Source organism: Citrobacter sp. Ce104 (genome assembly GCF_030334595.1).
Classification (GTDB): domain Bacteria; phylum Pseudomonadota; class Gammaproteobacteria; order Enterobacterales; family Enterobacteriaceae; genus Citrobacter; species Citrobacter europaeus.
The window spans coordinates 86,196-111,697 of sequence record NZ_JAOWDP010000066.1 but is presented as its reverse complement, the minus strand read 5'-3'; the positions used below and the strand labels follow the sequence as shown (position 1 = coordinate 111,697).

General features: G+C 53.0%; 27 protein-coding genes. 21 read left to right on the top strand and 6 right to left on the bottom strand.

Going from position 1 to position 25,502, the window contains the following annotated elements:
* Nucleotides 1-53: 53 nt before the first annotated feature.
* Entirely contained in the window at nucleotides 54-725 is a 672-nt protein-coding gene (gene queE / locus OGW16_RS16885; RefSeq protein WP_043017395.1) for a 7-carboxy-7-deazaguanine synthase QueE, read from the top strand.
* 91 nt (nucleotides 726-816) lie between these two features.
* Here queE and queD read toward each other — a convergent pair whose 3' ends face one another.
* Nucleotides 817-1,179, bottom strand: a complete 363-nt coding sequence (queD, locus tag OGW16_RS16880) for a 6-carboxytetrahydropterin synthase QueD (protein WP_043017394.1) — start codon at nucleotides 1,177-1,179, stop codon at nucleotides 817-819.
* Nucleotides 1,180-1,617: 438 nt separating this feature from the next.
* On the opposite strand from queD, the gene cysJ reads away from it, so the two are divergent.
* From cysJ to cysH, 3 genes are all read left to right on the top strand, one after another.
* Nucleotides 1,618-3,417 carry an NADPH-dependent assimilatory sulfite reductase flavoprotein subunit gene (cysJ, locus tag OGW16_RS16875; RefSeq protein ID WP_080626160.1) on the top strand — a complete coding sequence of 600 codons (1,800 nt, stop codon included), beginning with the start codon at nucleotides 1,618-1,620 and terminating at the stop codon, nucleotides 3,415-3,417.
* The gene (cysI, locus tag OGW16_RS16870) at nucleotides 3,417-5,129 is read left to right on the top strand and encodes an assimilatory sulfite reductase (NADPH) hemoprotein subunit (protein ID WP_047409056.1); all 1,713 of its coding nucleotides are present in this window, start codon (nucleotides 3,417-3,419) and stop codon (nucleotides 5,127-5,129) included. The genes cysJ and cysI overlap by 1 nt, the downstream gene beginning before the upstream one ends.
* Nucleotides 5,130-5,212: 83 nt before the next feature.
* Nucleotides 5,213-5,947: a phosphoadenosine phosphosulfate reductase gene (gene cysH / locus OGW16_RS16865; protein WP_043017391.1), complete on the top strand. Its 735-nt coding sequence runs from the start codon at nucleotides 5,213-5,215 to the stop codon at nucleotides 5,945-5,947.
* A 45-nt stretch (nucleotides 5,948-5,992) separates the two neighbouring features.
* Here the strand turns inward: cysH and OGW16_RS16860 are convergent, their stop codons facing one another.
* Nucleotides 5,993-7,036 carry an aminopeptidase gene (locus OGW16_RS16860; protein ID WP_047409063.1) on the bottom strand — a complete coding sequence of 348 codons (1,044 nt, stop codon included), beginning with the start codon at nucleotides 7,034-7,036 and terminating at the stop codon, nucleotides 5,993-5,995.
* Nucleotides 7,037-7,290: 254 nt separating this feature from the next.
* Between OGW16_RS16860 and cysD the strand changes: the two genes are divergently transcribed.
* The 12 genes from cysD (at nucleotide 7,291) to rpoS (ending at nucleotide 17,108) form a co-directional block, all read left to right on the top strand.
* A complete protein-coding gene (cysD, locus tag OGW16_RS16855; protein ID WP_286518638.1) occupies nucleotides 7,291-8,199 on the top strand; it encodes a sulfate adenylyltransferase subunit CysD in 909 nt (302 codons plus the stop codon).
* A gap of 9 nt (nucleotides 8,200-8,208) precedes the next feature.
* Nucleotides 8,209-9,636 carry a sulfate adenylyltransferase subunit CysN gene (gene cysN / locus OGW16_RS16850; protein WP_087052059.1) on the top strand — a complete coding sequence of 476 codons (1,428 nt, stop codon included), beginning with the start codon at nucleotides 8,209-8,211 and terminating at the stop codon, nucleotides 9,634-9,636.
* Nucleotides 9,636-10,241, top strand: coding sequence for an adenylyl-sulfate kinase (cysC, locus tag OGW16_RS16845; RefSeq protein ID WP_043017388.1), 606 nt, complete (start codon nucleotides 9,636-9,638; stop codon nucleotides 10,239-10,241). The genes cysN and cysC overlap by 1 nt, the downstream gene beginning before the upstream one ends.
* 47 nt (nucleotides 10,242-10,288) lie before the next feature.
* Nucleotides 10,289-10,612, top strand: a complete 324-nt coding sequence (locus OGW16_RS16840) for a DUF3561 family protein (protein ID WP_043017387.1) — start codon at nucleotides 10,289-10,291, stop codon at nucleotides 10,610-10,612.
* Between the two features lie 215 nt (nucleotides 10,613-10,827).
* The gene (gene ftsB / locus OGW16_RS16835; protein ID WP_003034163.1) at nucleotides 10,828-11,139 is read left to right on the top strand and encodes a cell division protein FtsB; all 312 of its coding nucleotides are present in this window, start codon (nucleotides 10,828-10,830) and stop codon (nucleotides 11,137-11,139) included.
* 18 nt (nucleotides 11,140-11,157) lie between these two features.
* The gene (gene ispD / locus OGW16_RS16830; RefSeq protein ID WP_047409074.1) at nucleotides 11,158-11,853 is read left to right on the top strand and encodes a 2-C-methyl-D-erythritol 4-phosphate cytidylyltransferase; all 696 of its coding nucleotides are present in this window, start codon (nucleotides 11,158-11,160) and stop codon (nucleotides 11,851-11,853) included.
* Between the two features lie 66 nt (nucleotides 11,854-11,919).
* Nucleotides 11,920-12,399 carry a 2-C-methyl-D-erythritol 2,4-cyclodiphosphate synthase gene (gene ispF / locus OGW16_RS16825; RefSeq protein ID WP_003034167.1) on the top strand — a complete coding sequence of 160 codons (480 nt, stop codon included), beginning with the start codon at nucleotides 11,920-11,922 and terminating at the stop codon, nucleotides 12,397-12,399.
* Complete coding sequence (gene truD / locus OGW16_RS16820) at nucleotides 12,396-13,445, top strand: tRNA pseudouridine(13) synthase TruD (RefSeq protein WP_043017385.1); 1,050 nt, start codon at nucleotides 12,396-12,398, stop codon at nucleotides 13,443-13,445. Before ispF ends, truD begins: the two co-directional genes overlap by 4 nt.
* Nucleotides 13,426-14,187 carry a 5'/3'-nucleotidase SurE gene (gene surE, locus OGW16_RS16815; RefSeq protein WP_003825728.1) on the top strand — a complete coding sequence of 254 codons (762 nt, stop codon included), beginning with the start codon at nucleotides 13,426-13,428 and terminating at the stop codon, nucleotides 14,185-14,187. Before truD ends, surE begins: the two co-directional genes overlap by 20 nt.
* The gene (locus tag OGW16_RS16810; RefSeq protein ID WP_003034172.1) at nucleotides 14,181-14,807 is read left to right on the top strand and encodes a protein-L-isoaspartate(D-aspartate) O-methyltransferase; all 627 of its coding nucleotides are present in this window, start codon (nucleotides 14,181-14,183) and stop codon (nucleotides 14,805-14,807) included. Before surE ends, OGW16_RS16810 begins: the two co-directional genes overlap by 7 nt.
* 163 nt (nucleotides 14,808-14,970) lie before the next feature.
* Entirely contained in the window at nucleotides 14,971-16,053 is a 1,083-nt protein-coding gene (gene nlpD, locus OGW16_RS16805) for a murein hydrolase activator NlpD (RefSeq protein ID WP_286518637.1), read from the top strand.
* A gap of 62 nt (nucleotides 16,054-16,115) precedes the next feature.
* Entirely contained in the window at nucleotides 16,116-17,108 is a 993-nt protein-coding gene (gene rpoS, locus OGW16_RS16800; protein ID WP_000081498.1) for an RNA polymerase sigma factor RpoS, read from the top strand.
* A gap of 142 nt (nucleotides 17,109-17,250) precedes the next feature.
* Here the strand turns inward: rpoS and OGW16_RS16795 are convergent, their stop codons facing one another.
* Nucleotides 17,251-17,655, bottom strand: a complete 405-nt coding sequence (locus OGW16_RS16795) for a MarR family winged helix-turn-helix transcriptional regulator (RefSeq protein ID WP_080626161.1) — start codon at nucleotides 17,653-17,655, stop codon at nucleotides 17,251-17,253.
* 157 nt (nucleotides 17,656-17,812) lie between these two features.
* Between OGW16_RS16795 and OGW16_RS16790 the strand changes: the two genes are divergently transcribed.
* The 5 genes from OGW16_RS16790 (at nucleotide 17,813) to OGW16_RS16770 (ending at nucleotide 21,168) form a co-directional block, all read left to right on the top strand.
* Nucleotides 17,813-18,406 carry a non-oxidative hydroxyarylic acid decarboxylases subunit B gene (locus tag OGW16_RS16790; RefSeq protein WP_043017381.1) on the top strand — a complete coding sequence of 198 codons (594 nt, stop codon included), beginning with the start codon at nucleotides 17,813-17,815 and terminating at the stop codon, nucleotides 18,404-18,406.
* Nucleotides 18,406-19,833: a non-oxidative hydroxyarylic acid decarboxylases subunit C gene (locus OGW16_RS16785; protein ID WP_003825816.1), complete on the top strand. Its 1,428-nt coding sequence runs from the start codon at nucleotides 18,406-18,408 to the stop codon at nucleotides 19,831-19,833. The genes OGW16_RS16790 and OGW16_RS16785 overlap by 1 nt, the downstream gene beginning before the upstream one ends.
* Before the next feature lie 10 nt (nucleotides 19,834-19,843).
* Complete coding sequence (locus OGW16_RS16780) at nucleotides 19,844-20,080, top strand: non-oxidative hydroxyarylic acid decarboxylases subunit D (RefSeq protein ID WP_038633131.1); 237 nt, start codon at nucleotides 19,844-19,846, stop codon at nucleotides 20,078-20,080.
* A 90-nt stretch (nucleotides 20,081-20,170) separates the two neighbouring features.
* Nucleotides 20,171-20,713, top strand: coding sequence for a hypothetical protein (locus OGW16_RS16775; RefSeq protein ID WP_047409081.1), 543 nt, complete (start codon nucleotides 20,171-20,173; stop codon nucleotides 20,711-20,713).
* A 302-nt stretch (nucleotides 20,714-21,015) separates the two neighbouring features.
* Nucleotides 21,016-21,168 carry a Hok/Gef family protein gene (locus tag OGW16_RS16770; protein WP_043017378.1) on the top strand — a complete coding sequence of 51 codons (153 nt, stop codon included), beginning with the start codon at nucleotides 21,016-21,018 and terminating at the stop codon, nucleotides 21,166-21,168.
* 120 nt (nucleotides 21,169-21,288) lie between these two features.
* Here OGW16_RS16770 and mutS read toward each other — a convergent pair whose 3' ends face one another.
* From mutS to OGW16_RS16755, 3 genes are all read right to left on the bottom strand, one after another.
* Nucleotides 21,289-23,856: a DNA mismatch repair protein MutS gene (gene mutS, locus OGW16_RS16765; protein ID WP_286518636.1), complete on the bottom strand. Its 2,568-nt coding sequence runs from the start codon at nucleotides 23,854-23,856 to the stop codon at nucleotides 21,289-21,291.
* A gap of 206 nt (nucleotides 23,857-24,062) precedes the next feature.
* The gene (locus OGW16_RS16760) at nucleotides 24,063-24,575 is read right to left on the bottom strand and encodes a YqeJ family protein (RefSeq protein WP_043017376.1); all 513 of its coding nucleotides are present in this window, start codon (nucleotides 24,573-24,575) and stop codon (nucleotides 24,063-24,065) included.
* Complete coding sequence (locus tag OGW16_RS16755) at nucleotides 24,575-25,474, bottom strand: winged helix-turn-helix domain-containing protein (protein ID WP_227093582.1); 900 nt, start codon at nucleotides 25,472-25,474, stop codon at nucleotides 24,575-24,577. Before OGW16_RS16755 ends, OGW16_RS16760 begins: the two co-directional genes overlap by 1 nt.
* Nucleotides 25,475-25,502: the final 28 nt, after the last annotated feature.

Here is a 25,502-nt window from a genome sequence, read left to right as displayed (position 1 = left end):
TACTTTGGCGGGGATCTGCGATAATTATCGTTTATCCCCATATTGAGAGCGCTATGCAGTACCCGATTAACGAGATGTTCCAGACCCTGCAAGGCGAGGGCTACTTTACCGGCGTCCCCGCCATTTTTATTCGTTTACAGGGATGCCCGGTTGGCTGTGCCTGGTGCGATACCAAACACACCTGGGATAAGCTTGAGGATCGGGAAGTCTCCCTGTACAGCATCCTGGCCAAGACTAAAGAGAGCGACAAATGGGGCGCGGCGAGCAGCGAAGATCTGCTGGCGGTCATTTTGCGTCAGGGCTATACCGCCCGTCACGTGGTGATCACTGGCGGCGAGCCCTGCATTCATGACCTGATGCCGCTGACTGACCTGCTGGAAAAGAACGGCTTTAGCTGCCAGATTGAGACCAGTGGTACCCACGAAGTACGCTGTACGCCGAATACCTGGGTAACCGTATCGCCGAAGGTGAATATGCGCGGTGGTTATGATGTGCTGTCGCAGGCGCTGGAGCGCGCGAATGAAATCAAACATCCGGTTGGTCGCGTTCGCGATATTGAAGCGCTGGATGAACTGCTGGCAACGTTGAGTGACGACAAACCACGAATCATCGCCTTACAGCCAATCAGCCAGAAAGAGGATGCGACGCGTTTGTGCATTGATACCTGTATTGCGCGAAACTGGCGTCTGTCGATGCAAACCCATAAATATCTGAATATTGCCTGATAACTGTGCCGGGAGCGTTTCGCTTACCCGGCCAGAGTTTGTTGTTCGTTGCTGGCCGGAGAAGACGTTTCGCCATCCGTCAAGGCTACAATCATTCGCCGCGATACACGCAGCCCGCTGTGCAGGTCTCTTTCACCATTACGGCACTCAGCAGAGGGACAACCGGTTTTACCTGATCCCAAATCCATTTTGCCAGCACTTCACTGGTTGGGTTTTCTAAGCCTGGAATATCGTTCAGATAGTAGTGATCAAGCCTATCGTACGTCGGCTTAAACGCCGCTTTTAACTCAGAAAAATCCATAATCCAACCGGTATGCGGATCGACTTCACCGGTAATTTCAAGACGCACCATAAATGAGTGACCATGCAGGCGGCCACACTTATGCCCTTCCGGTACATGTGGCAGGCGGTGAGCGGCTTCGAAGGTGAAATCTTTAAACAAGGTGGTGGACATTATTTACTCTCAAGAATGCGAAAAACCGGCGTAGGGTACCGTAAAGAGCAAATTTTATCATTAGTTAAAAGGGCGCAGAGTATCAGAACAATCCATTCATAAAGATAATGTTCAATAACTATTTATATATCAAATGCTTATTAAATCGATTTTGCTGTTAATAACTATAACTAAAACAGGTTAGTCCATTTGGTTATTTGTTATTTCCATCACTTCTTTAGTTGTTACTATCACCACCGTTAACCTAATACTCGTCATACTTCGAGCTGCATGTGCGTTGGCTTCACTCTCTTATCCCAGTCACTTACTTCAGTAAGCTCCTGGGATTCGCTCACTTGCCGCCTTCCTGCAACTCGAATTATTTAGAGTATTTTCATTTCTTTTTTTGGTGCTATTTGGGCACGAAAAACAGCTTTGCTTACTGGAACATGACAACGCATGACGACACAGGCCCCACCTTCCGCTTTGCTACCGCTAAACCCGGAGCAACTGGCACGCCTTCAGGCGGCCACGACCGATTTCACTCCCGCACAGCTTGCGTGGGTTTCTGGCTATTTCTGGGGCGTGCTGAATCAGCAGCCAGGCAGCAATACGGCGTCACCAGCGCCTGCCGCTCAAATGCCGGGCATTACGCTTATCTCCGCCTCGCAAACCGGTAATGCGCGTCGTGTGGCGGAAGCCCTGCGCGATGATCTGATCGCCGCGAAGCTCAACGTCACTCTCATCAACGCTGGCGACTATAAATTCAAACAAATCGCCAATGAAAAACTGCTGATCGTGGTGGCGTCGACGCAAGGGGAAGGTGAACCGGCGGAAGAAGCCGTGGCGTTGCATAAATTCCTGTTCTCGAAAAAAGCGCCGAAGCTCGATAACACCGCTTTTGCCGTGTTTGGTCTTGGCGACACCTCTTATGAGTTTTTCTGTCAGTCAGGAAAAGACTTTGATACGAAACTGGCCGAGCTGGGCGGTGAACGTCTGCTTGACCGCGTCGACGCTGATGTTGAATACCAGGCCGCGGCTGCCCAGTGGCGTGCCCGTCTGGTTGATGTCCTGAAAGCACGTGCGCCTGCGGCATCGTCTGTGCAAGTTGCCGCGAGCGGCGCGGTAAACGAAGTACACACCAGTCCGTATACCAAAGAAGCACCGCTGACGGCGTCGCTTGCGGTGAATCAGAAAATTACCGGCCGCGACTCTGAAAAAGACGTGCGCCATATTGAGATTGATTTAGGCGATTCCGGCCTGCGCTATCAGCCGGGCGATGCATTGGGTGTCTGGTATCAAAATGATCCGGCTTTGGTCAAAGAGCTGGTAGAACTGCTGTGGCTGAAAGGGGATGAACCGGTCACGGTTGATGGCAAAACCCTGCCGCTCGCCGAAGCACTGGAGTGGCACTTCGAACTGACGGTCAACACCGGCAATATCGTAGAAAATTATGCCACCTTGACTCGCAGCGAAACTTTGCTGCCGTTAGTGGGTGACAAAGCGCAGTTACAGCATTACGCCGCAACCACGCCCATCGTCGATATGGTGCGTTTCTCCCCGGCGCAACTGGATGCCCAGGCGTTGGTTGATCTGCTGCGCCCGCTGACGCCGCGTTTGTACTCCATTGCCTCTTCCCAGGCGGAAGTGGAAAGCGAAGTGCACGTTACCGTGGGTGTGGTGCGTTATGACATTGAAGGTCGTGCCCGCGCAGGCGGCGCGTCCAGCTTCCTTGCCGATCGTGTAGATGAAGAAGGTGAAGTTCGCGTGTTCATTGAACACAACGATAACTTCCGCCTGCCGGCGAACCCGCAGACGCCGGTGATTATGATTGGACCTGGCACCGGTATTGCGCCGTTTCGTGCATTCATGCAGCAGCGTGCGGCTGACGGAGCCGAAGGCAAAAACTGGCTGTTTTTTGGCAACCCACACTTTACCGAAGATTTCCTGTATCAGGTGGAATGGCAGCGTTACGTCAAAGAGGGCGTACTGAGCCGTATCGATCTCGCCTGGTCCAGAGATCAAAAAGAAAAAGTCTACGTACAAGATAAACTGCGCCAACAGGGCGCGGAACTGTGGCGCTGGATTAATGACGGTGCCCACATTTATGTCTGCGGCGACGCCAATCGTATGGCGAAAGACGTTGAGCAGGCTTTGTTGGAAGTGATTGCCGAATTCGGTGGTATGGATATCGAAGCGGCGGATGAATTTTTAAGTGAGCTGCGCATTGAGCGCCGTTATCAGCGAGATGTCTACTAATGAGCGAAAAACATCCAGGACCATTGGTGGTCGAAGGCAAACTGACTGATGCTGAGCGCATGAAGGTTGAGAGCAACTACCTGCGCGGTACCATTGCCGAAGATTTAAATGACGGTCTGACCGGCGGTTTTAAAGGCGACAACTTCCTGCTGATCCGTTTTCACGGTATGTACCAGCAGGATGACCGCGATATCCGCGCCGAACGTGCCGAGCAAAAGCTGGAGCCGCGCCACGCCATGCTGCTGCGCTGTCGTCTGCCGGGTGGGGTGATCACCACCAAACAGTGGCAGGCGATCGATAAGTTCGCCCATGACAACACCATTTACGGCAGCATTCGTCTGACCAACCGTCAGACATTCCAGTTTCACGGCATTCTGAAGAAGAACGTGAAACCGGTACACCAGATGCTGCATTCAGTCGGGCTTGACGCTCTGGCGACCGCCAATGACATGAACCGTAACGTGCTGTGCACCTCGAATCCGTATGAATCTGAGCTGCACGCCGAAGCCTATGAATGGGCGAAGAAAATTTCCGAGCACCTGTTGCCGCGCACCCGCGCTTATGCAGAGATTTGGCTGGATCAGGAAAAAGTCGCGACCACCGATGAAGAGCCGATCCTCGGTCAAACCTATCTGCCGCGTAAGTTTAAAACTACCGTGGTAATCCCGCCGCAGAACGACATCGATCTGCACGCCAACGACATGAACTTTGTGGCGGTTGCGGAAAACGGCAAGCTGGTGGGCTTTAACCTGCTGGTGGGCGGTGGTTTGTCGATTGAGCACGGCAACAAGAAAACCTATGCCCGTACGGCAAGCGAGTTTGGTTATCTGCCGCTTGAGCATACGCTGGCCGTGGCGGAGGCTGTGGTGACCACGCAGCGTGATTGGGGTAACCGTACCGATCGTAAAAACGCGAAAACCAAATACACGCTGGAACGCGTAGGCGTTGAGACCTTTAAAGCTGAAGTTGAGCGCCGGGCGGGGATCACGTTTGAGCCGATCCGTCCGTACGAGTTCACTGGTCGCGGCGATCGTATCGGCTGGGTGAAAGGGATCGACAATAAATGGCATCTGACGTTGTTTATTGAAAACGGACGCATCCTCGATTATCCGGGCCGACCGTTGAAAACCGGTCTGCTTGAGATCGCGAAGATCCACAAAGGCGAGTTCCGCATTACCGCGAACCAGAACCTGATCATTGCCGGTGTTCCTGAGAGTGAAAAGGCGAAGATCGAAAAGATTGCGCAGAAGAGTGGCTTAATGAACGCGGTAACTCCGCAGCGTGAAAACTCGATGGCCTGCGTCTCGTTCCCAACCTGTCCGCTGGCGATGGCGGAAGCCGAGCGTTTCCTGCCAACGTTTATCGACAACATCGACACGCTGATGGCGAAGCACAGCCTGAGTGATGAAAACATTGTCATGCGTGTTACCGGCTGCCCGAACGGCTGCGGCCGCGCGATGCTGGCGGAAGTTGGTCTGGTGGGTAAAGCACCCGGACGTTACAACCTGCATCTGGGGGGCAATCGCATCGGAACTCGCATTCCCCGGATGTTTAAAGAGAACATCACCGAGCCGGAAATTCTGGCATCGCTGGATGAACTGATTGGGCGCTGGGCGAAAGAGCGCGAAGCGGGTGAAGGCTTCGGTGACTTTACGGTGCGTGCGGGCATTATTCGCCCGGTGCTCGATCCTGCCCGGGATTTCTGGGAATAATGTGAAATTGACTTATCGGGTCTACTGAATTTGTAGGCCTGATAAGCGTAGCGCCATCAGGCAAGGCAAACAGCGAGGAATTTATGTCCAAACTCGATCTCAACGCGTTGAACGAGCTGCCGAAAGTTGAACGCGTTATGGCGTTGGCGCAAACCAACGATCAACTGGAAAAATTGAGCGCCGAGGATCGCGTGGCGTGGGCGCTGGAAAACCTGCCTGGTGAATATGTACTGTCATCAAGTTTTGGGATCCAGGCAGCAGTAAGCCTGCACCTGGTAAATCAGGTTCGCCCGGATATCCCGGTGATCCTCACCGATACTGGTTATCTGTTCCCGGAAACCTACCAGTTTATTGATGAGTTAACGGACAAGCTCAAGCTTAATCTGCAAGTCTACCGGGCAAAAGAGAGTGCCGCCTGGCAGGAAGCGCGCTATGGCAAACTGTGGGAGCAGGGCGTTGAAGGCATTGAGAAATACAATGACATCAACAAGGTCGAGCCGATGAACCGGGCGCTACAGGACCTGCATGCGCAAACCTGGTTTGCCGGTCTGCGCCGCGAGCAGTCGGGCAGTCGCGCGCATTTGCCGGTGCTGGCTATCCAGCGCGGCGTGTTTAAAGTGCTGCCGATCATCGACTGGGATAACCGTACGGTTTACCAGTATCTGCAAAAACACGGCCTGAAGTACCATCCGTTGTGGGATCAGGGCTATCTGTCAGTCGGTGATACCCACACCACCCGCAAATGGGAGCCGGGAATGGCGGAAGAAGAGACGCGGTTCTTCGGATTGAAGCGCGAGTGCGGACTGCACGAAGGGTAACAGGAAAGTGGTCCGGTAAGATTTACATCCTACCGGACCACTTCTTCAGGATTTACCCGCTTTTGCCAGTTCTTTTACCAGCGGCAGCATAATGCGTACCACATCGCGGCTACGGTGTTCTATCCTGCCCGGTAACGCTTTATCGATATGCTGCTGGTTATCCAGTCGCACATCGTGCCAGCTGTTGCCTGCCGGGAACGAGGCGCTTTTGGCGCGCTGTTGATAGCCATCTTTCTTGCCCAGGTTCCAGTTGGTCGCTTCAACGGAGAGAACGGAAATGCCCGCGTTGTCGAAGACCTCTGCATCGTTACAACATCCAGTGCCTTTCGGATAGTCTTTGTTCAGACCTGGATTGGTGCTGGCAACGATACCGCGACTGTGCGCGATAGCCAGCGCCCGGTCGCGCGTCAATTTTCGCACCGCTTCCGGGGTTTTCTTACCGCTATTGAAATAGAGCTTATCGCCGACAATCAGGTTATCGAGGTTGATAACCAGCAGCGTGTTTTTCTTCTCTGCAGCGCTCATTCGCTTCAGAATGTTCTCCGCGCCCAGTTTGCCTTCTTCCTCGCCGCTGGTGGCGATAAATCGGATGCCGTATTGCGTCGGCACGTTTTTGAGTTTTTCCGCCAGTTCCAGCATCACGCCAACACCGGCGGCGTTGTCGTCGATACCTTGCAGGGTTAGTCCACCCAGATTGGCATCTGAATCGGCGTCGCTTTGTGCGGCGTAGGTGTCGAGGTGCGCCATGATAATAATCTGCTGCGGCGCTTTACCTTCATGTGCTGCAATAACGGTGCTTCCCGTTACGTTATGCCAGTTTTTACGGTTATCTTTAGCGGTATAAACATAACGGCTATTAAACGTCCGAATATCGCTGCTATAGCCCATCTGTTGAAATTGCTGACGTATATAATCAGCAGATAACATTTCTGCCGGAGATCCCGTCACGCGGCCTGGGAAAAACGTTGCGATATATCGAGCCTGGGTATTTGCGATATCTCCAGGTTTGGAGGATGTTGCCTGTGCGGGAAGGATGAAGCACGCGCCGAGCGCCAGGGCGGTAGTCAGGTGGCGCAATGCGGAAAACATAGTGAGTCCTTAAATACCAAGCAAAAATTTTCAGCCGCTAGTATGAAACCGTGATCGAGGTAAAACAATTTCATTTGCTCCTAAATGCCCTAAATTCGGTAGCTTAAGCACTTTTTGATATTTGCTTTTCCAGATCGTTATTCCTTTGAGGAACTACTCATTCCAATTCGTAATTTCATTCGCCTCCTTGCCCTCCCTATAGTCAGGTTATCTGAGCATCGTTAGCAAAATAACGGCATTACATAGGAACGGTTATGGATCAAAAACGACTTACCCACCTGCGGCAACTGGAAGCGGAAAGCATCCATATCATTCGTGAGGTGGCCGCCGAGTTTTCTAATCCGGTGATGATGTATTCCATCGGCAAAGATTCCAGCGTAATGCTGCATCTGGCGCGCAAAGCGTTTTATCCTGGTACGCTGCCGTTCCCCCTGTTGCACGTTGATACCGGCTGGAAATTCAGCGAGATGTACGAGTTTCGTGACCGCACGGCGAAAGCCTACGGCTGTGAACTACTGGTGCATAAAAACCCGGAAGGGGTGGCGATGGGCATCAACCCGTTTGTCCATGGTAGCGCCAAGCATACCGACATTATGAAAACCGAAGGGTTGAAGCAGGCGCTGAACAAATACGGTTTTGACGCCGCGTTCGGTGGTGCTCGTCGCGACGAAGAGAAATCGCGTGCTAAAGAGCGCATTTACTCTTTCCGCGATCGTTTTCATCGCTGGGATCCGAAAAATCAGCGCCCGGAGCTGTGGCACAACTACAACGGGCAGATTAACAAGGGCGAAAGCATTCGCGTATTCCCGCTCTCTAACTGGACTGAACAGGATATCTGGCAGTACATCTGGCTGGAAAATATCGACATCGTGCCGCTATACCTGGCGGCGGAGCGTCCGGTGCTGGAACGCAACGGCATGCTGATGATGATTGATGACGACAGAATCGATCTGCAACCTGGGGAAGTGATTAAAAAGCGCATGGTGCGTTTCCGTACGCTTGGTTGCTGGCCGCTGACAGGCGCGGTGGAGTCGAATGCGCAGACGCTGCCGGAAATCATCGAAGAGATGCTGGTCTCAACCACCAGTGAACGTCAGGGGCGCGTGATTGACCGCGACCAGGCGGGCTCCATGGAGCTGAAGAAACGTCAGGGGTATTTCTAAGGAGCCGCCATGAACACGACACTTGCACAACAAATTGCTAATGAAGGCGGCGTTGAAGCCTGGATGGTCGCCCAGCAACACAAAAGTCTGCTGCGTTTTTTAACCTGCGGTAGCGTGGATGACGGGAAAAGTACCCTGATTGGCCGTCTGCTGCACGACACGCGTCAGATTTATGAAGATCAGCTTTCATCGCTGCACAACGACAGTAAACGTCACGGTACTCAGGGCGAAAAGCTCGATCTGGCGTTATTGGTTGACGGCTTGCAGGCCGAGCGCGAGCAGGGCATCACCATCGACGTGGCTTACCGTTATTTCTCTACCGAGAAGCGTAAATTTATTATTGCGGACACTCCCGGACATGAGCAGTACACCCGTAACATGGCGACCGGGGCGTCGACCTGCGATCTGGCGATCCTATTGATCGATGCGCGTAAAGGCGTGCTGGATCAGACTCGTCGTCACAGCTTTATCTCTACGTTGCTTGGGATCAAACACCTGGTGGTGGCGATCAACAAAATGGATCTGGTGGACTTTAGCGAGGAGACATTTAATCGCATTCGCGAAGACTATCTTACTTTTGCTGAACAACTGCCGGGTAACCTGGATATCCGGTTTGTGCCGCTTTCTGCACTGGAAGGCGACAACGTGGCTTCGCAAAGCGCCAGCATGCCGTGGTACAGCGGTCCAACGCTGCTGGAAGTGCTGGAAACCGTTGAGATCCAGCGCATTGTTGATACTCAGCCGATGCGTTTCCCGGTGCAGTATGTGAACCGACCGAATCTGGATTTCCGTGGTTATGCCGGGACGCTGGCCTCCGGTAGCGTGAAGGTCGGGCAACGCGTCAAAGTGTTGCCGTCTGGCGTTGAGTCCAGCGTGGCGCGGATCGTGACTTTTGATGGCGATTTACAGGAAGCGCATGCAGGCGAAGCAATCACCCTGGTGCTGAAAGATGAGATCGACATCAGCCGGGGCGACCTGCTGCTTGATGCCGGTGAAGCATTGCCAGCGGTACAAAGCGCTGCCGTTGATGTGGTGTGGATGGCGGAGCAGCCGTTGTCGGCAGGGCAGAGCTATGACATCAAAGTTGCAGGCAAGAAGACTCGCGCACGCGTTGATAGCGTGCAGTATCAGGTCGATATTAATAACCTGACTCAACGTGACGTTGAAGCGCTGCCGCTAAACGGCATCGGTCTGGTTAATTTGACCTTTGACGAGCCGCTGGTGCTGGATACCTATCAGCAGAATCCGGTTACGGGTGGGCTGATTATCATTGATCGCCTGACCAACGTTACCGTTGGCGCGGGCCTGGTGCGTGAGCCAATCGTCCAGGAGCACGTCGCGGCTTCTCAGTTCAGCGCGTTTGAGCTGGAGCTTAACGCGCTGGTGCGTCGCCACTTCCCACACTGGGGTGCGCGCGATCTGCTGGGAGGCAAATAATGGCGTTGCATGACGAAAACGTCGTCTGGCATGCCCATCCTGTTACACCGCAACAGCGGGAACAACGCCACGGTCATCGTGGTGTTGTGCTGTGGTTTACCGGGCTGTCTGGTTCCGGTAAATCCACGGTAGCAGGGGCGCTGGAAGAGGCGCTGCATAAGTTGGGGGTGAGCACTTATCTGCTGGATGGTGATAACGTGCGTCACGGTCTGTGCAGCGATCTCGGGTTTAGCGATGCCGACCGCAAGGAGAATATTCGTCGGGTTGGCGAAGTGGCTAACCTGATGGTCGATGCCGGTCTGGTGGTGTTGACCGCTTTTATCTCTCCGCATCGCGCCGAGCGACAAATGGTCCGTGAGCGCGTGGGAGAGGGGCGTTTTATTGAGGTTTTTGTCGATACGCCATTAGCAACGTGTGAAGCACGCGATCCAAAAGGGCTGTATAAAAAAGCGCGGGCGGGGGAGTTGCGCAATTTTACCGGAATTGACTCAGTATACGAAGCGCCTGAATCGCCAGAGATTCATCTTGATGGTGAACAATTGGTAACAAATTTGGTACCCCAATTATTAGACCTGCTGAGGCAGGAAGATATTATCAGATCCTGAGACACCCGAGCTTGTATGCCCGGTCAGTCACGGTCACAGGATTAGATATGCGTAACAGCCATAACATTACTATTACAGAGTCAGATACCTTCGCTGCCGACGACGAAACCACCTGGTCACTTCCGGGGGCCGTGGTCGGATTTGCAGCGTGGTTGCTGGCGCTGGGATTTCCGTGTCTGATGTATGGCCCTAATACACTGTTTTTCTTTATTTATACCTGGCCCTTTTTCCTCGCATTGTTGCCCGTGGCGATCGTCGCGGGTATTGCCCTGCACTCGCTATTAAAAGGACGGTTGTTGCTGAGCATTACCTGTACCCTGCTGGTGGTTGGGGCTATGTTTGGAGCACTATTTTTGTGGTTATTGGGTTAAGCTCACGTCAATTTCGCATAATCGCCGCGGTTGTTCACTCTCTGGCCATAATTCAAACCGTAACCAACAATGAGATTATGTTCTCCTTACACGGGGTATACGTAACAACGGGCAAATGTGGTACATTTGCCCGCGTTGTCGCGGCATTCCCGCCCGTTGATGTAAAGTCGTCTGCGGAAGTTATGGGATGTTAATGCCGTTTTTCAGGGGGCAGGATGGGTAAACTAACGCTGCTGTTGCTGGCTTTATTAGTCTGGCTGCAGTATTCGCTGTGGTTCGGTAAGAACGGCATACATGACTATAGTCGCGTCAACGATGATGTTGCTGCGCAGCAAGCTACAAACGCGAAACTTAAAGCGCGTAACGATCAGCTCTTTGCCGAAATTGACGACCTCAATGGTGGACAAGAGGCTATCGAGGAGCGCGCGCGTAACGAACTCAGCATGACTAAGCCGGGCGAAACCTTTTATCGTCTGGTACCTGACGCGTCTAAACGCGCTCAGACTGCAGGGCAAAACAATCGATAAACCGTCCAGGGATTTAACATGGCAGCCACTTTATTGGACGTTTGCGCCGTGGTGCCGGCTGCCGGGTTTGGCCGCCGAATGCAAACAGAGTGTCCTAAGCAGTACCTCTCTATTGGCAATAAAACCATTCTTGAACACTCGGTTGATGCGCTGCTGGCTCATCCCCGGGTGACGCGAGTCGTCATCGCTATCAGCCCAGGCGACAGCCGCTTTGCCCAACTTCCACTCGCTGCGCATCCGCAAATTACCGTAGTGGATGGCGGCAACGAGCGTGCTGATTCTGTCCTTGCCGGTTTGCAAGCCGCAGGGGAAGCCAACTGGGTACTGGTGCATGATGCCGCTCGTCCGTGCCTGCACCCGGATGATTTAGCCCGTTTACTGGCAATAAGTGAGACCAGCCGCACCGGCGGGATCCTGGCGGCGCCCGTACGCGACACGATGAAGCGCGCGGAGCCGGGCCGAACAGACATTGCTCATACGGTCGATCGCACCGATTTATGGCATGCGTTGACGCCACAGTTTTTTCCTCGTGAGCTGTTGCACGACTGCCTGACCCGTGCGCTCAACGAAGGCGCAACCATTACGGACGAAGCCTCGGCGCTGGAATATTGCGGCTTTCATCCGCAACTGGTTGAAGGACGCGCTGACAACATCAAAGTCACTCGCCCGGAAGATCTGGCGCTGGCGGAATTTTATCTGACCCGAACTATCTAGACACCTCATCCTTCACGCTGCAACGAGGCAGCCTGCAGGATGCTGTGTATATCAGGAGAAGGCATAATGCGAATTGGACACGGTTTCGACGTACACGCTTTTGGCGGAGTTGGCCCAATTATCATTGGTGGTGTACGCATCCCATACGAAAAAGGATTGCTGGCGCATTCTGATGGCGACGTGGCGTTACATGCGCTAACTGATGCTCTGCTGGGCGCGGCGGCGCTGGGGGATATCGGTAAACTCTTCCCGGATACCGACCCGGCCTTTAAAGGTGCAGATAGCCGTGAATTATTGCGTGAAGCCTGGCGGCGTATTCAGGCCAAAGGCTATACGCTTGGTAATGTGGATGTGACGATTATTGCTCAGGCGCCGAAGATGCTGCCGCACATTCCGCAAATGCGCGTGTTTATTGCCGAAGATCTCGGCTGCCATATGGATGATGTTAACGTGAAAGCGACCACCACGGAAAAACTCGGTTTTACCGGGCGTGGGGAAGGGATTGCCTGTGAAGCGGTGGCGTTACTCATTAAGGCAACGAAATGACTGCGTTTGAAGATCTGACGTATCTCCATGGCAAACCACTGGGCCATGGCGTTCTGAAAGCGAATCCGGAAGACTTTGTCGTCGTCGAGGATTTAGGCTTCGAACCGGATGGCGAAGGCGAGCACATTTTGGTGCGCATCCTAAAAAACGGCTGTAATACCCGTTTTGTGGCTGACGCGCTGGCGAAGTTCCTGAAAATTCACGCCCGTGAAGTAAGCTTTGCCGGGCAGAAAGATAAACATGCGGTTACGGAACAGTGGCTGTGCGCACGCGTCCCCGGCAATGCGATGCCTGATTTAAGCAAATTTGAGCTTGAAGGCTGTAAAGTGCTGGAGTACGCGCGCCACAAGCGTAAGCTGCGTTTAGGGGCGCTGAAGGGCAACGAATTTACGCTGGTGCTGCGTGAAGTGAGCGAGCGCAATGACGTTGAAGCGCGTTTACAGGCGATTGGCGAGCGCGGCGTACCGAACTATTTTGGCGCTCAGCGTTTTGGTATCGGCGGCAGCAACCTGCAAGGGGCGCTGCGCTGGGCGCAAAGCGATGCGCCGGTGCGCGATCGCAATAAACGCAGTTTTTGGTTGTCGGCGGCCCGTAGCGCGTTGTTTAATCAGATAGTCAGTGAACGCTTGAAAAAAACAGACTTTAATCAAGTTGTTGACGGCGATGCGCTACAATTGTCGGGACGTGGAAGCTGGTTTGTCGCCACACTGGAAGAACAAACTGAATTACAGCGTCGCGTCGATGAGAAAGAATTGATGGTAACAGCAGCATTACCGGGCAGCGGTGAGTGGGGAACTCAGCGCGACGCGCTGGCGTTTGAAGAAGCCGCTATTGCTGATGAAACCGCGCTGCAGTCTCTGTTATTGCGCGAGAAAGTTGACGCGTCGCGTCGCGCTATGTTGCTGTATCCACAACAATTAAGCTGGAACTGGTGGGATGACGTAACCGTTGAGTTACGCTTCTGGCTACCGGCAGGTAGCTTCGCCACCAGTGTTGTAAGGGAACTTATTAACACAATGGGTGATTATGCGTATATTGCTGAGTAACGATGATGGGGTCCACGCACCCGGTATACAAACGCTGGCGAAAGCGCTGCGTGAGTTTGCTGACGTACAGGTGGTTGCCCCGGATCGTAACCGCAGTGGCGCGTCTAACTCGCTGACGCTGGAATCCTCACTTCGCACGTTTACCTATGATAACGGCGATATCGCCGTACAAATGGGTACGCCTACCGATTGCGTCTATCTGGGCGTAAACGCGTTAATGCGTCCGCGTCCGGACATTGTCGTTTCTGGTATTAACGCGGGTCCTAATCTGGGTGATGATGTTATTTATTCCGGTACCGTTGCGGCGGCGATGGAAGGTCGTCATCTGGGGTTCCCTGCGCTGGCTGTCTCGCTCGATGGGCATAAACACTACGATACTGCTGCCGCAGTAACCTGTCGTATCTTACGGGCGCTGAGCCGTGAACCGCTGCGCACCGGTCGCATTTTGAATATCAACGTGCCGGATTTACCGCTGGATCAAATTAAAGGAATTCGCGTCACCCGCTGCGGCAGTCGCCATCCGGCGGATCAGGTGATTCCACAGCAGGATCCGCGCGGTAATACGCTGTACTGGATCGGGCCGCCGGGTGAAAAATGCGACGCCGGGCCGGATACGGATTTTGCCGCCGTCGATGAAGGCTATGTTTCCATCACGCCGCTGCATGTCGATTTAACCGCATACGGCGCGCATGAGGTGGTTTCTGACTGGTTAGACAGCGTGGGAGCCGACACGCAATGGTAAGCAGACGCGTACACACTCTTCTTGAACAATTACGTGCACAGGGCATCAGAGATGAGCTTGTTCTCGATGCGCTCGCCGCCGTGCCGCGTGAAAAATTCATTGATGAGGCGTTTGAACATAAGGCCTGGGACAATATTGCCCTGCCGATTGGCCAGGGGCAGACGATTTCGCAGCCCTATATGGTTGCGCGGATGACTGAACTGCTTGAGCTAACGCCGCAGTCCCGGGTGCTGGAAATTGGTACCGGCTCTGGCTACCAGACGGCGATTCTGGCGCACCTGGTGCATCATGTATGCTCCGTTGAGCGCATTAAAGGTTTGCAGTGGCAGGCACGTCGTCGCCTCAAGCAGCTTGATTTACATAATGTTTCGACCCGTCATGGTGATGGATGGCAAGGCTGGCAGGCGCGAGCCCCGTTTGACGCTATCATTGTAACGGCAGCGCCGCCCGAGATCCCAACCGCATTGATGATGCAGCTGGATGAGGGCGGCATTCTCGTCTTACCCGTGGGCGATGAGCACCAGTTTTTAAAACGGGTGCGTCGTCGGGGAGGCGAATTTATTATCGATACCGTGGAGGCCGTACGTTTCGTTCCCCTTGTGAAGGGGGAGCTTGCGTAGATACTGGCTCTGAATACCTGGAGTTTTCCTGGATATTCTGGAATTAGTCAGCGTATCGTGTCGATGCTTTGCACGGTGATTACGTCACTGGTTTTAACCAAATTTTCCTGGGGGATAAATGAGCGCGGGAAGCCAAAAATTTACCGTTCGCCGTATTGCGGCATTGTCACTGGTTTCATTATGGCTGGCAGGTTGTTCTAACACCTCGAATCCACCAGCGCCAGTCAGCTCCGTTGCCGGCAGTTCATCTACGAACACCAGTTCCGGCATGCTGATTACACCTCCGCCTAAAATGGGCTCGACGTCGACAGTACAGCAGACGCCACAGATCCAGCCGGTGCAGCAACCAACCACGCAGCCAACGCAAATCCAGCCTGTCGCACAGCAGCCTGTACAGATGGAAAACGGTCGTATTGTGTACAACCGTAAGTATGGGAATATTCCGAAAGGTAGCTACACGGGCGGCAGTACCTATACTGTTAAGAAAGGCGATACCCTTTTTTATATTGCCTGGATCACCGGGAACGATTTCCGTGACCTCGCACAACGCAATAACGTTCCGGCCCCGTATGGCCTGAATGTCGGTCAAACTCTGCAAGTGGGCAACGCGTCTGGCGCACCGATTACCGGTGGAAATGCCATCACCCAGGCGGATGCAGCACAGCAAGGAGTTGTGACCAACCCTGCACAAAATTCCACCGTTGCTGTTGCTTCGAAACCAACAATTACGTATTCTGAGGATTCAGGTGAACAAAGTGCTAATAAAATGTTGCCGAACAACAAGCCTGCTGGGACCGTGGTCACAGCGCCTGTAACGGCTCCAGCAGTTAGCGCAACCGAATCAACTGCAAGCTCAACGTCGACAAGCTCGCCAATCTCTACCTGGCGCTGGCCGACTGACGGCAAAGTGATCGAAAACTTTGCGGCTACCGAAGGTGGCAATAAAGGGATCGACATTGCAGGCAGCAAAGGACAGGCTATTGTCGCGACCGCAGATGGACGCGTCGTTTATGCCGGTAATGCGCTGCGTGGTTACGGTAATCTTATTATCATCAAACATAACGATGATTACCTGAGCGCCTACGCCCATAACGATACGATGCTGGTCCGGGAACAACAAGAAATCAAGGCGGGGCAGAAAATAGCTACCATGGGTAGCACCGGAACCAGTTCAACACGCTTGCATTTTGAAATTCGTTACAAGGGGAAATCCGTAAACCCGCTGCGTTATTTACCGCAGCGATAATTCGGCGGAACCAGGCTTTCACGTGCTAGTTCCGTTAGGGATCACGGGTAGGAGCCACCTTTATGAGTCAGAATACGCTGAAAGTTCATGATTTAAATGAAGATGCGGAATTTGATGAGAACGGAGTAGAGGCTTTTGATGAAAAAGCCTTGAGTGAAGAGGAACCCAGTGATAACGACCTGGCTGAAGAAGAGCTGTTATCGCAGGGGGCCACACAGCGTGTGTTGGACGCGACTCAGCTTTACCTTGGTGAGATTGGTTATTCACCACTGTTAACAGCCGAAGAAGAAGTTTATTTTGCGCGTCGCGCACTGCGTGGGGATGTCGCATCCCGCCGTCGCATGATTGAAAGTAACCTGCGTCTGGTGGTGAAAATTGCTCGTCGTTATGGCAATCGTGGTCTGGCATTGCTGGACCTGATTGAAGAGGGCAATCTGGGACTTATCCGTGCAGTCGAGAAGTTTGACCCGGAACGCGGGTTCCGCTTCTCAACATACGCAACCTGGTGGATCCGCCAGACGATCGAACGGGCGATTATGAACCAAACCCGTACGATCCGACTGCCGATTCACATTGTAAAAGAGCTGAACGTCTATCTGCGTACCGCGCGTGAGTTGTCGCATAAACTGGACCACGAACCGAGCGCAGAAGAGATTGCTGAACAACTGGATAAACCGGTTGATGACGTCAGCCGTATGCTCCGACTCAACGAGCGTATTACCTCGGTAGACACCCCTCTGGGTGGCGATTCCGAAAAAGCGTTGCTGGATATTCTGGCCGATGAAAAGGAAAACGGTCCGGAAGACACCACGCAAGACGATGATATGAAACAAAGCATCGTCAAATGGCTGTTCGAACTGAACGCCAAACAGCGTGAAGTGCTGGCACGTCGTTTTGGTCTGCTGGGGTACGAAGCTGCGACACTGGAAGATGTGGGCCGTGAAATTGGTCTCACTCGTGAACGTGTTCGCCAGATTCAGGTTGAAGGTCTGCGTCGTCTGCGTGAAATTCTGCAGACTCAAGGGCTGAATATCGAAGCGCTATTCCGCGAGTAAGCACAAGTTCTATCAAGAAAGGCCAGTCTCATTGGGACTGGCCTTTTTCTATGTTTGTTGCCTGATGGCACTGCGTTTATCAGGCCTACGGGGAGCTGGACTTTGTAGGCCGGATAAGACATTTATGTCGCCATCCGGCAGATTAGTTCATCATCTTACTCACCAGACGAGTGAACTGCTCACGCTCTTCATCGGATAATCGCCCCAGAAACTCCTCATCCACGCTATTGCCTAACGGAGTGGCGCTGGCCAGTAATGCCTCTCCTTGCGCGGTTAAATAAACAAACCGCCGACGCTTATCCGCTGGATCGTGCTCACGCTTGACCAGATCGCGTTTTTCCATCCGGCTCAGCATTTCCGCAAGCGTCGCTTTGGTACAGACTGCTGCCTCGGTCAGGGTAACCTGCTCAATGCCGGGCTGTTCGGCAATGGCGCGCATCACCGCATACTGTGGTTTGGTCAGATCCGGTAATTCATGTTGCCAGCGAGCCGTATGATGCTGAAAAAGCTGGCGTAAAAGGTGGAAGGCTGTATTTCGTAACCGCATGAGAACTCCGGGATTTCTGTCAGTCTCTATCATAACGGGTAACGCGTCATAGTTTAACCATTGCTGCTTTAGCAATCAGTGCGAGTTGCTCTTGCCCGAAATGCATCGAGGGAGTATTTTGATAAAATGTTCGTACACGAACAAACTTGAGGATTGCATGAGACTGATTGTAGGAATGACCGGGGCAACCGGCGCACCGCTTGGCGTGTCGCTACTGCAGGCGCTGCGGGAAATGCCGGGGGTGGAAACTCATCTGGTGCTGTCAAAGTGGGCCAAAACCACAATTGAACTGGAAACGCCGTACAGCGTCCGCGAGGTGTCTGCGTTGGCCGATTTTTGCCACAACCCGGCAGACCAGGCGGCAACCATCTCCTCCGGGTCGTTTCGTACTGACGGCATGATCATTATCCCCTGCAGTATGAAAACCTTGGCCGGTATTCGTGCAGGCTACGCGGAAGGACTGGTAGGGCGTGCCGCTGATGTGGTGCTGAAAGAAGGGCGCAAGCTGGTACTGGTGCCGCGTGAAATGCCGCTTAGCACCATTCATCTGGAAAACATGCTCGCGCTTTCCCGCATGGGCGTCGCGATGGTTCCCCCGATGCCCGCGTTTTATAACCACCCGCAAACGGTCGATGACATCACGCAGCACATTGTGGCTCGCGTGCTCGATCAGTTTGGTCTGGAACACCCCAACGCCCGTCGCTGGCAGGGATTACGACAGGCGCAGAATTTTGCACAGGAGAATGAATAATGGCATTTGATGATTTGCGCAGCTTTTTGCAGGCGCTGGACGACCAGGGGCAACTGCTGAAAATCAGTGAAGAGGTCAACGCCGAGCCGGATCTGGCGGCGGCGGCCAACGCAACCGGGCGTATTGGCGACGGTGCCCCGGCGCTGTGGTTTGACAATATTCGTGGATTTACCGACGCCCGCGTGGCGATGAACACCATCGGCTCGTGGCAGAATCACGCCATCTCTTTAGGTCTGCCGCCAAATACCCCGGTGAAAAAACAGATTGATGAGTTTATCCGCCGTTGGGATAAATTTCCGGTTACGCCGGAGCGTCGTGCCAACCCTGCGTGGGCTGAAAACTGTGTTGATGGTGATGAGATCAACCTGTTTGATATTCTGCCGCTGTTTCGCCTCAACGATGGCGACGGGGGTTTTTATCTTGATAAAGCCTGCGTGGTGTCGCGCGATCCGCTGGATCCTGACAATTTTGGCAAACAGAACGTCGGCATCTATCGTATGGAAGTCAAGGGCAAGCGCAAGCTTGGTCTGCAACCGGTGCCGATGCACGATATTGCGCTGCATCTGCATAAAGCCGAAGAACGTGGTGAAGATCTGCCGATCGCCATCACGCTGGGTAACGATCCGATCATCACCCTGATGGGAGCCACGCCGCTGAAGTACGATCAGTCGGAATACGAAATGGCGGGAGCGCTGCGTGAAAGTCCGTACCCAATCGCTACCGCACCGCTCACCGGCTTTGACGTACCCTGGGGGTCAGAAGTGATCCTTGAAGGGGTCATTGAAAGCCGTAAACGTGAAATCGAAGGTCCGTTTGGTGAGTTTACCGGTCACTATTCCGGTGGACGTAACATGACCGTCGTGCGTATCGATAAAGTCTCTTATCGCACCAAACCGATCTTTGAATCGCTGTATCTGGGGATGCCGTGGACGGAGATTGACTACCTGATGGGTCCTGCAACCTGCGTACCGCTTTATCAACAGCTGAAAGCTGAATTCCCGGAAGTGCAGGCGGTAAACGCCATGTACACCCACGGTTTGCTGGCGATTATCTCCACCAAAAAACGCTACGGCGGCTTTGCCCGCGCGGTGGGGCTGCGCGCAATGACGACGCCGCATGGCCTGGGTTACGTGAAAATGGTGATTATGGTTGATGAGGATGTTGACCCGTTCAACCTGCCGCAGGTGATGTGGGCGCTGTCTTCGAAGGTCAATCCGGCGGGAGATCTGGTGCAACTGCCGAATATGTCGGTGCTGGAACTTGATCCGGGTTCCAGCCCGGCGGGGATTACCGACAAGTTAATTATTGATGCGACCACGCCGGTTGCGCCGGATAACCGTGGGCACTACAGCCAGCCGGTATGCGATTTACCGGAAACGAAAGCCTGGGCTGAAAAGCTGACCGCCATGCTGGCCAACCGTAAATAAGGAGTAGCAGATGATTTGTCCACGTTGTGCCGATGAACATATTGAAGTGATGGCAAACTCGCCGGTGAAAGGCGTCTGGACGGTATATCAGTGCCAGCATTGTCTGTACACCTGGCGTAATACCGAACCGCTACGCCGCACCAGCCGCGAGCACTACCCGCAAGCGTTTCGCATGACGCAAAAAGATATTGATGATGCGCCGATGGTGCCGAGTATCCCGCCGCTGCTGGCGGAAGATAAGCGCTAATCAACATAGCCGGGTGCGGCTTCGCCTTACCCGGTATACAATTGCTTAAGTTCTTTTTTGCAGCATGACAACAAGGATGTTTTCAGAAATATGTCACTCTATCGGCGAGTCGTTTTATTATCTTTACTGGGAATGAGTTCTGGCGCGCAAAGCGCATCACATGAACAAATCATGCAAATCTATAATAGCGGGTCCGTTGGCTCTGTTATTAAATGTCAGGCCCACATGGACGTTAAGAGTGGGGATGGCACAATTCCAGTACAGATTATGTCCGTAATGACGATAACGGGTCGGCAATTTCATCACCTCTATTATGATAGTGCGATAACCTATTCAATCGTTAATGCAGAAAAGCCCTATATGTATGTGTCTGTTTCGGCGGAAGAAAATATCCAGGAAGAGCAGCGAAAAATACGTAGTGAGCTCGATCTTTCAACCCTGCGGGTCGATTTTCCTGGAAATCCTGAAATGGCGAATACAGTGCGTGAACTTTTTCGGGAACAACGTGTTACGTACGCTAATTATACAGATATTACCGTTAGTGAACCGCCGAGCTATACGGTCAGGCAATATAGCAAAGATTCTATTTCTGGCGTCATTCTTCAGACTTGTACGCCGATGGCGCAACGCTGAGGGGCCTGGAAATGGTAGTTCATGTCGGCCCGATAAGCGCAGCGTCACAACGCACTAATATTTAGCCTCGGAATATCCGGGGTTCGTTATTTTGCGAGCAGGCTCGTAGCAAATGGCTTAAATTGTTCGAGGAGATGGCGCCTGGAATAGAATAGCGGCGGGTGCTTGAGGCTTTCTGAGCTTTGAGCATTTGCAAGGTCCCGGAAAGACAAAAGCCCCAGGAGATAGTTCTATCAACCTGAGGCTAGCGTTCAAACCTAGACCATTTGGATGTTAGTCTCTTCTTTGCAGGGAGGCAAGACATGCTGACAAAATATGCCCTGGTGGCGATTGTAGTGCTGTGTTTCACGGTGCTGGGATTTACGTTAATGGTACGAGATTCGCTGTGCGAGTTAAGTATCAAAGAGCGTAATATGGAGTTTAAAGCTGTTCTCGCTTACGAACCGAAGAAGTAGCAACAACGCGGGGGGAACCCCGCGTCCTGATGGTCTGGTTTTGTCCTCTCGCACCCATTCCCGAAGTTCGCGCCAGTTGTTGTAGGCCCAATAAACCAGGCGCCATCGGGCATTACAACGTTACACCAGACTCTTCAGTCGGTAGATCCACTCCAGCGCCTGGCGGGGCGTTAGCGAATCCGGATCGAGATTTTCCAGCGCTTCAACGGCGGGTGATGTTTCTTCCGGAACCGATAGCAGCGACATCTGTGTGCCGTCGACCTGGGTCGCAGCAACATTCGGCGCGATGCTTTCCAGTTCACGCAGTTTTTGCCGTGCGCGTTTAATAACCTCTTTCGGCACACCTGCCAGGGCTGCGACCGCCAGGCCATAGCTCTTGCTCGCCGCGCCATCCTGTACGCTGTGCATGAAGGCGATGGTATCGCCGTGCTCTAACGCATCCAGATGCACATTTGCTACGCCCTCCATCTTCTCCGGTAACTGAGTCAGTTCGAAGTAGTGGGTGGCAAATAATGTTAATGCTTTGATTTTATTGGCCAGGTTTTCTGCGCACGCCCACGCCAGCGACAGGCCGTCGTAGGTGGAGGTGCCGCGTCCAATCTCATCCATCAGCACCAGGCTGTTCTCGGTGGCGTTGTGCAGAATGTTGGCGGTTTCGGTCATTTCTACCATGAAGGTAGAGCGACCGGATGCCAGATCATCCGCCGCGCCAACGCGGGTAAAGATGCGATCGATAGGCCCGATCTCCACTTTCTGCGCCGGAACGTAGCTGCCGATATAGGCCAGCAGAGCAATCAACGCGGTCTGGCGCATATAGGTACTTTTACCCCCCATGTTCGGGCCGGTGATGATCAGCATCCGTCGCTGAGGCGAGAGGTTAAGTGGGTTAGCAATAAACGGCTCGGTCAGCACCTGTTCCACCACCGGATGACGTCCCTCGGTAATACGAATACCAGGCTTGTCGGTGAAGGTCGGGCAGGTGTAATTCAGGGTATAAGCACGTTCCGCGAGGTTGACCAGTACGTCCAGTTCCGCCAACGCGCTGGCGCTCTGTTGCAAATCAGCCAGGTGCGGCAGCAGTATGTCGAACAGTTCGTCGTACAGCTGTTTTTCCAGCGCCAGCGCTTTGCCTTTTGAGGTCAGAACTTTGTCTTCGTACTCTTTCAGTTCCGGAATAATGTAGCGTTCGGCGTTTTTCAACGTCTGGCGACGCACGTAGTTAATCGGCGCCAGATGACTTTGCCCGCGGCTGATCTGAATATAGTAGCCGTGTACGGCGTTAAACCCGACCTTCAGCGTGTCCAGACCGGTGCGTTCGCGTTCGCGGATTTCCAGTCTGTCGAGGTAGTCGGTTGCGCCATCAGCCAGCGCCCGCCATTCGTCCAGCTCTTCGTTGTAGCCCGGGGCAATGACGCCGCCGTCGCGTACCAGCACCGGCGGAGCTTCCACCACGGCGCGTTCCAGCAGTTCACGCAGCTCGGTAAACTCACCCATTTTCTCGCGCAGCATTTGCACGGGGGCACTGTCTACGTTTTCCAGCTGTGCGCGCAGTTCCGGTAATTGCTGGAAAGCATGACGCATCCGGGCCAGATCGCGTGGGCGCGCGGTACGCAGGGCCAGGCGGGCCAGAATACGTTCCAGGTCGCCGACCTGGCGCAGTACGGGTTGTAATTCGCTGGTGGTATCCTGCAGCGCGCCGATGGTCTGTTGGCGCTCGGTGAGGATTTTAGTGTCGCGCACCGGCATATGCAGCCAGCGCTTGAGCATACGGCTACCCATCGGCGTTACGGTGCAGTCGAGTACCGAAGCCAGCGTGTTTTCAAAGCCGCCTGCCAGGTTCTGGGTAATTTCCAGATTGCGGCGAGTGGCGGCGTCCATGATGATGCTGTCCTGCTGGCGCTCCATGGTGATGGAACGAATATGCGGCAGCGAGGTGCGCTGGGTATCTTTTACGTACTGCAACAGACAACCGGCAGCGCAAAGTCCGCGGGGCGCGTTTTCCACGCCAAAGCCGATTAAATCCCGCGTGCCAAACTGCAGGTTTAACTGCTGGCGGGCGGTATCAATTTCGAATTCCCACAGCGGGCGACGACGCAGGCCGCGACGCCCTTCAATCAGTGAGGTTTCGGCGAAATCTTCGGCATACAGCAGTTCCGCGGGGTTGGTGCGCTGCAATTCTGCGGCCATGGTTTCGCGGTCAGCAGGTTCACTGACACGAAAACGCCCGGAGCTGATATCAAGCGTTGCGTAACCATAACCTTTACTGTCCTGCCAGATGGCAGCCAGCAGGTTGTCCTGGCGTTCCTGCAGCAGTGCTTCATCACTGATGGTGCCTGGCGTGACAATACGCACCACCTTGCGCTCAACGGGACCTTTGCTGGTCGCCGGATCGCCAATTTGCTCACAAATAGCAACGGACTCGCCCTGATTGACCAGCTTGGCGAGGTAGTTTTCTACGGCATGATGAGGAATGCCCGCCATCGGGATTGGCTCGCCCGCAGATGCACCGCGTTTGGTCAGGGAGATATCAAGCAGCTGAGACGCGCGTTTCGCATCGTCATAAAACAGTTCGTAAAAGTCGCCCATGCGGTAAAACAGCAGTATTTCCGGGTGCTGAGCCTTCAGCTTGAGATACTGCTGCATCATGGGCGTATGGTTAGTGAAGTCCGTATCAAGTGACTCTTTCATATTGTTTTTGCTCTTTTTTTAATCTTTTTGGGTACCTGGGCAGTCTCACGTGAGCCCCTGGAAACTCACATAAACCCACAAATTTGTCATTCGAAAGCCGCCTGAAGGGCAGTAACGACGAGCCTTGGTTCGACCAGAATGGCCTATCTTATCACCGACAACGACTGAGATTCACCCGTAGGTTTTGCCGTCAGAACCCTTATTGATTATTCATTTTCCGGCAACGCATAGTTCTGGCAGTAGAGATAGGGGATCCCCTCTTTGGTAATCAGATACGTCTCGCTATTCAGCGCAAAAAAATCGACGTTAGATACGCTGGTGTTGGTCAGGAAAAAGTCGGGGAGTAATTCCTGAATGAGAGTGGCGGGTGCCGTTTCACGATTAGAGATCTGGATTTTCTGCGAAATCCAGACCGGGCTTGAGCCGTAGCTGGATTGTGTAAAAAGTACCATGCGCTGCACGGTCTGCTCATTATTTTCGGCATCTTTGATAATGCCATCAATATTAACAATACCTTTGCTGCCGCCGGTTTTTATATCAATGATGCCACGGAACGAAGTGGTATTGCGTACAATCTCGATAGCTGAACGGCAGGTAAGATTATGTAACTCGCCATTGTTTTTGCTGTACCGATAGACGACGGCGACAATTAGCGTAACAAAACAAAGCAGCAGGATAATACCTGTCTGAATGCGGGACGTTCTGGGATAAAAATTCATTAGCTATCATACCGTGGGTAATAAACCGACTGACAGGCATTTTCCTGCCTGGCTTTCATCGGTGAGCGACACACAAGCACGGACAATTTTTTGGATTCAGGATAGGTGGTGATATAGATAAATTTATGGCTTTGACACAGCCCCGGATTTTTATCGATAAACGCGGTATGTCGAGAGAAATTACTGGCATCGTTATTAAAATAATACTGACAGTCAGTGGGGGCTTTGCCCACAGTGATATAGCCAGAGAAATAGTTATCGCTGGTTTGCCACGGATACAATATAAGCACACAAATTATCAGGGTAATGGTCAGCATTACCATTTCTGCAGTAGTCATCAAAGGTTGACGCGGTGCGCAAGGCAATAGTTCTTCGATGGCGACATCCGGTGCTAAATGTTCAACCGTAGAAGAAGGGCTGTCTTCTGGTGTTTCAATCACCTGAATATCACATTCATCCTGAATGATTAGCCCTTTGCGGGGGATCGTGGTGATAAGCGGTTGTTCCAGCTCTAGTTGTAGCAGACTTTTACGTAAAGAGAGAATACTTTGATAAAAGGCGTTGAAGCTCACCTGACGGTGATTTTTACCCCAGCCGAATTCCAGCAGTTCGTTTTGTGAAACCACTTGCCCGCGATGTTGAATAAGTAATAAAAGACATAATGACGCCGAGTGTTTGAGTTTTATCCGTTGATTGGGTTGATCTACCCGCGCCAGACATTGCGTCGCTGGCGTAAATATTATTATTTTTTCAATCAGATAACTGACATTGCCAGTCTCAGACATAAGGTCTCTACTCTTGCTGATGCGCCAGGCGGTTGGTGAGTCATGATACCACTTTGCCCATAAAGACCACCAGTATGGACCCGACTCTACAGCGAGAACCGCTAAGTGTTTCAATTTAGTATCATAATATAACAACAATGAT